The organism is Pseudoalteromonas sp. S558, assembly GCF_005886635.1.
Lineage (GTDB): Bacteria > Pseudomonadota > Gammaproteobacteria > Enterobacterales > Alteromonadaceae > Pseudoalteromonas > Pseudoalteromonas aliena.
Genome location: NZ_PNDU01000380.1, coordinates 1 through 3865, shown reverse-complemented (window position 1 = coordinate 3865; position 3865 = coordinate 1). Strand labels below are relative to the sequence as shown.

Annotated in this window: 2 protein-coding genes; both read left to right on the top strand. The window is 37.9% G+C overall.

Annotated elements, in window-relative coordinates; all coding sequences use genetic code 11:
• Nucleotides 1–544: 544 nt before the first annotated feature.
• Nucleotides 545–2992: a M1 family metallopeptidase gene (locus CWB66_RS19660; protein ID WP_138586676.1), complete on the top strand. Its 2448-nt coding sequence runs from the start codon at nt 545–547 to the stop codon at nt 2990–2992.
• Complete coding sequence (locus CWB66_RS19655; RefSeq protein ID WP_138586675.1) at nt 2992–3486, top strand: DUF6702 family protein; 495 nt, start codon at nt 2992–2994, stop codon at nt 3484–3486. Before CWB66_RS19660 ends, CWB66_RS19655 begins: the two co-directional genes overlap by 1 nt.
• The last annotated feature ends 379 nt before the right edge of the window (nt 3487–3865 follow it).

The window sequence follows — 3865 nt, the reverse complement described above, 5'->3', positions numbered from 1 at the left end:
AAGAACCCAAAGGGCAGCGCATGTTTGGCATTTATGCTGCGTTATCGCCTATTTATGTGGAATAACCACACTACACAGGCTCTGCCTTGCCTAAACACCAAACAGTCTGCTGCAAATTCAACCTCGAAAGATAAACAGACCCTAGAGTGATCATGTTTTAATAAAATTGGTATTATAAGCTTGGTAACTTTCAAGGAGTAACTTTTGTGCAGGAATTGCTTCGAGTTGCTGCTCTTTTTTTATAATATAAAACTTCATAGCAATCTCCACTATCTAAAAAGACACACTCACTGTAACGAATAGGTATGAATTAGGCCTGAACTTTTAAGTTGAGGTATTTCTCTTTTTTTGGTTCCACGCTATGTGTTTTGTAAACCCCCTTTACAGTTTTTTCTATGTGTTTTAGGTGTATTTATAAAGATAAAAAAATGATGTGAAAAAATAGTGAATATCAACGTATAAAAGCAGCACTTTATCGCTAATTTATTGAAGCCAAGCTGTTATTTTGTCAAAGTACCATTACTAAAATCTATTAGGACTAACAATGAAAAAAACAGTTCTTACGCTAAGCGCTTTTGTGTTGCCATTGGCAATGTCGAGTGCTGTTATGGCGTCTTCAGTTGAACAAACAAAAGGTTCTTACGTTGATAAATTTCGTCAATTAGATGAAGCCCTTCCAACACCCAATGTTTATCGTAGTGCCGCAGGCGAACCTGGGGAAAAATACTGGCAACAGCGCGTTAATTACGATATTGATGTAAAGCTAGATGAAAAAAAGCGCCGTATTACTGGTAGCCAAAGCATTGAATATAAAAATAACTCTCCGCATACACTCAAATATTTATGGTTACAGCTAGATCAAAATATTTTCAAAAGCGATTCTATTGCCGAGACAACTAAAACGTTTAAAAGTACGTTAAAAAGCTTGCCAACCCAAAAGCCAGCGAAGTTAAGTTTAGGTGACTTACGCCGTCAGCAATTTATGAGCGACAACGAGCTTGGTTATACAATTAATGGTGTTAAAGATGAAGACGGTAAAGAACTACGTGTAACTGTAGTTGATACTTTAATGCGCATTGATTTAAATGAGCCATTAAAACCGGGTAAAGAAGTCGAATTTAGCATGAACTTTGCCTTCAATATTGTAGAAGAAGATGCTGTAGGTGCGCGCTCTGGTTATGAGCACTTTGAAGAAGATGGCAACGACATATTCTTAATTGCGCAGTGGTTTCCTCGTTTAGCGGCCTACACTGATTACGAAGCATGGACAAACAAACCATTTTTAGGATCTGGTGAGTTTACACTTGAGTTTGGTGATTACGACGTTGAGATCACTGTTCCTGCGGATCATATTGTATCGGCAACAGGTAAGCTTGATAACGCGAGCAAAGTACTAACAAGTACTCAGCGTAAACGTTTAAAAGAAGCTGAAACATCAAAACGCCCTGTGTTTATTGTTAACGCAGAAGAAGCGTTAGAAAACGAAAAAGAAGGCACTGACAAAACTAAAACGTGGCACTTTAAAGCGCAAAACGTACGTGACTTTGCTTGGGCGTCGTCTCGTAAATTTATGTGGGATGCAAAAGGCTATCAACAAGGTGGTGATGTTCAACCATTAGTAATGGCTATGTCGTTTTTTCCTAAAGAAGGTGGCGATTTATGGGAAAAATACTCAACTGAATCTGTAGTGCACACTATGGAAGTGTACTCTAAGTACTCTTTTGATTACCCGTATCCAACAGCACAGTCGGTAAATGGTCCAGTTGGCGGTATGGAATACCCAATGATCACGTTTAATGGTCCGCGAACTAAGTTACAAGATGATGGCACGCGTACTTACTCTCAATCAGAAAAACGCTTTTTAATTGGCGTAGTTATTCACGAAGTTGGCCATATTTACTTTCCAATGATTGTGAACTCAGATGAGCGCCAATGGACGTGGATGGATGAAGGTTTAAACAGCTTTTTAGATGGCGTTGCTGGTCGTGAATGGGATCCTACTATTCCTTGGGGCGTAGAGCCTCGCGATATAGTGAGCTACATGAAGTCTGAAAACCAAGTCCCTGTTATGACTCAGTCAGACAGTGTATTACGTTTAGGTCCTAATGCTTATACAAAACCAGCAGCAGCGCTAAATATTCTACGTGAAGTTATTTTAGGCCGTGATTTATTTGACTTTGCATTTAAAGAATATGCTCAGCGTTGGAAATACAAGCGCCCTACTCCTGCTGACTTTTTCCGTACAATGGAAGAAGCCTCAGGTGTTGATTTAGATTGGTTTTGGCGTGGCTGGTTTTACACCACAGACCATGTCGATATTTCTTTAGATAAAGTGTATCAGCTGCGTTTAGATACTAAAAACCCTGATATTGATTACAGTCGCTTACGCGATATTGAAGCTGATAAGCCTACATCGTTATTTGTTGAGCGTAACCGTGCTGAAGGTAAAAAAACATGGGTTGAGCAAAATACTGATGTTACCGACTTTTATGACGAAAACGACCGTTTTACAGTAACTAACAAAGAACGTAACTCGTACAACAAGTTTTTAAAAGGCTTAGAGCCGTGGGAGCGTAAAACGCTTGAACGTGCTTTAGAAGAAGATAAAAACTACTACGTTATGGAATTTTCAAACCTTGGTGGTTTGGTAATGCCTATATTACTTGAGCTAACATATGAAGATGGCACAACCGAAGAGCGTTATATTCCTGCTGAAATTTGGCGTCGTAATTATAAAAATGTTCAAAAGCTAATTGTTACCGATAAAAACAAACCGCTTGTATCAGTTACTGTCGATCCAGGCTGGGAAACAGCTGACGTAGATGTTGAAAACAATAACTACCCTCGTCGTATTATTCCTTCACGTGTTGAAGTGTTTAAAAAGGAAAAGAGTAAAGCTAAAGTAAGTCGCGATATCATGCAAGATATTAAAACTGAGCTTAAAAGTGATGATGAAAAAGACCAAAAGGATGACGGTGAGGAGCAACAATAATGCGCTTTGTGCTTATTATTGTTTGCCTTTTAGTTGCTGCGCCGAGTATGGCGCATCAATTAAAATCGTCAATTACAACCGTGCTTTTTAATAAACGAACGCATAATGTTGAGCTAATGCATCGCTTTTACTTACACGATACCGAACATGCTGTAGGCACATTGTTTAATGGCAAAATCGATATTATTAGTAATAAAGTAGACCAGCAACGTTTTGCTAAATATGTTGAATCGCATATTGCGCTACAAACGTTAAGTGGTGAACCTTTGCCACTTAGCTTTGTAGGGGCACAAGTTGATGGTAAGTTTTTTTGGGTTTATCAAGAAGCACCTATTCCACAAGGGATTGAAGGAATTAAAATGAGTAATGGCGCACTGCGTGATCTGTGGCCTGCTCAAGTAAATATGGTTAATATTGAGGGCAAAGGGAAAATTAGAACCTTAAACTTTGCGCAAGATGATACTTGGCTTGAAGCACGCTTCGAGCAAAATTAGCTAATATTTCTTTTTACGCGCACTGTAGTTAATGTGCGCGTATTTCCCTCTATTATTTTAGATACCCTCATAATTGATCTTTACTGTGTAAAGTTACGTAAAGTTACGTAAAATTTGTGAAGTTATATTGTATATTCACTTTATTTTGCGCAATCTATTAGCAGATTTATATATTAATAATTTAAATATACTTAACCTGAACTCTGGTTAAGATATTTACTAATACATTGAATCATAATGATATTTAAATTTATTTTTCTCTAGTCAGAGATTTCAATGGAAACAAGGCGAGTTTACGTATCAATAGCGGGCCTATTGTAAGTAAATTCAACGTAGTTAGCGCTGAAAATAGCTGCTTGAGATAGATTTATTTTCCAGA

Coding starts and splice junctions, on each gene's coding strand:
- CWB66_RS19660 (WP_138586676.1), top strand. CDS start 545: ATGAAAAAAACAGTTCTTACGCTAAGCGCTTTTGTGTTGCCATTGGCA.
- CWB66_RS19655 (WP_138586675.1), top strand. CDS start 2,992: ATGCGCTTTGTGCTTATTATTGTTTGCCTTTTAGTTGCTGCGCCGAGT.